This is a genomic window from Moorena sp. SIO3I6 (genome assembly GCF_010672095.1).
In genome coordinates, this window is record NZ_JAAHHU010000771.1 from 1 (window position 1) to 2253 (window position 2253).

The following is a 2253-nucleotide window of genomic DNA, read 5'->3' on the forward strand; positions in this document are numbered from 1 at the left end:
ACAACATAGGCAATTTGAGAAAGAGCACCAGCATTTCTGCCTCCTAAACAAGCAGCTAGTAGGACTGCTCCAATCTGATAGGTAACCCCTAAGGATATAGTTTGAACACCTTGAGTTGACCAATCCCAGGGTGGATTGGAGACAAAGAAGGCTTCTAGAAACGTGCCGCCGATGGTCAGCAGCAAACCAATTATGGCCCACAAAATCTCATTGGGAGCAGACACAGTTACATCGATAATCTATTTATTCTGGGAGTTATATTCTCCGGGAATCGGAGCTTCACCACCGGTTAGACCCAAAGAGTCCAGCATAGCGTGGTCTTGCTCTGGTGGCTGTCCCAGAGTGGTGAGGTAGTGTCCAATCAGCATAGCATTGATTCCGGATTTTAGCCCTTTTGCCTGCAATTCACCCATCACAGCTTCTCGCCCACCAGCATAGCGCAGGATTTGCTCAGGTAGGATCATCCGGAAAATTGCGATCGCTTTTAGTGCTTCATAGGGGTCTAGCTTCCCAGATTCTCCCAAAGGGGTTCCCGAGCGAGGATTGAGCAAATTCAGAGGTACTGATTCCACCTTTAACTCCCGCAGGGCTAGAGCTAAATCCACTCGGTCTGCCCAGCTTTCCCCCATGCCCATAATCCCACCAGTGCAGGCTTGAATCCCCACTGCTTTCAAGTTCTGGATCGTCTCGACGCGATCGCGCCAGCTGTGAGTAGTAACAATTTCTGGGAAAAACCTCTCTGAGGTTTCTAAGTTGTGGTTGTAGCGAGTTACCCCAGCTTCTTTCAGGGCTTGGGCTTGTTCCGAGGTCACTTCTCCCAAAGCACAGCAAGGCTTAATGCTTGTTTCGGCAATAATCTCCCGTACGGTTTCCAGAATTTGTTCAAACTCTTTCGATTTAGGACTACTGTACTTTGGTCCACGTCCCTGACTCACTAAGCAAAAACGTTTGGCTCCAGCCGCTTCAGCTGCCTTAGCTTGAGCCATAATCTCTTGCTTAGACTTAAGACCATAAATCGGGGAATCAACGCCAGGATGGTGAGCCGACTGGGCACAGAAGCCACAATTTTCTGAGCAACCACCAGATTTGATATTGACGATACTACACAAATCCACCGTATTACCACAGCAGGCTTGGCGCACTTTGTCAGCTGCTTGGCACAGCAGCAATATATTATCTTGCCCTTCCAGTTTGGTCAGGGCTAAGGCTTGCTCTCTAGTAATGCGATCGCCTGCAATAATCCCCTCAGTTAGCTTTTGCAGCCACTGATTCAGGGATGCTGGGGATGTTGAGCATTGTTCTGGTGTACTTGCTGGTGTACTTGCTGGTGTACTTGATAAATCTACAGATACACCTACAGCAGTTGACAAAGGTGCTTGAACCACAGTATCTCCCACATATCTCAGCTTTAAAGGCACCCCTCACTATACCACCTTAGAGTAAGTTAGCTAGTGAAACCTACTACACCAACTCAAAATTTAACCTTTTCTTAATTATAATTTAACCTAATGCTTAACCTACTCTTTATGGTAGAGCGGTACACTCCGGCTGTGACGCCTAAAAAAATCAAGCCAATTCCATGTTGTCTCAAAAGAATAATTTATTGTCAATAGCATTGATCACCACCTTAGCCATGGGGATTACCTCCTGTGGTGGTTCAAGCCCTAAAGTTAAGGTGGATGGTTCCAGCACTGTATTTCCCATCTCTGAGGCAATGGCGGAAGAGTTCCAGAAAGCCAATCCGGGAATCCTTGTTAATGTCGGTGTCTCTGGTACTGGTGGTGGATTCAAGAAATTTTGTGCTGGAGAAACCCATATTTCCAACGGCTCCCGTCCGATCAAAGAATCAGAAATAGAACTTTGCAAGAAGGGAGGAATTGAGTACATCGAATTACCCATCGCCTTTGATGGACTCTCTGTAGTAGTTAACAAAGAAAATAACTTTGCTAGCTGCCTAAAAATTTCTGAACTCAAAAAAATGTGGGAGCCAGCAGCTCAAGACAAAATCAAAAACTGGAAGCAAATTCGTCCTGGTTTCCCTGATACCAAACTAGGACTTTATGGCCCAGGAACTGACTCGGGAACCTATGACTACTTTATGGAAAACACGGTTGGTAAAGACAAGGGCTCTCGGGGCGACTATACCGCTAGTGAAGATGACAATTTGCTTGTTCAAGGGGTATCGAATGATAAGGGTGGACTAGCCTTCTTTGGTTACGCCTACTACGAAGAAAACAAAGATAAACTCAAACT

Annotated in this window: 2 protein-coding genes and 1 pseudogene; 1 reads left to right on the forward strand and 2 read right to left on the reverse strand. The window is 46.1% G+C overall.

The annotated features are described in order from the left end of the window. Together F6K49_RS42530 and bioB are read right to left on the reverse strand one after the other, a co-directional pair. Positions 1-224 (reverse strand): annotated as a pseudogene (locus tag F6K49_RS42530) (biotin transporter BioY); the annotation flags it as partial. Between the two features lie 15 nt (positions 225-239). Continuing rightward, the gene (gene bioB, locus F6K49_RS42535) at positions 240-1397 is read right to left on the reverse strand and encodes a biotin synthase BioB (RefSeq protein ID WP_293107449.1); all 1158 of its coding nucleotides are present in this window, start codon (positions 1395-1397) and stop codon (positions 240-242) included. 236 nt (positions 1398-1633) lie between these two features. Between bioB and F6K49_RS42540 the strand changes: the two genes are divergently transcribed. After that, the coding region (locus tag F6K49_RS42540; protein ID WP_293107452.1) for a PstS family phosphate ABC transporter substrate-binding protein at positions 1634-2253 on the forward strand (620 nt) is incomplete at its 3' end.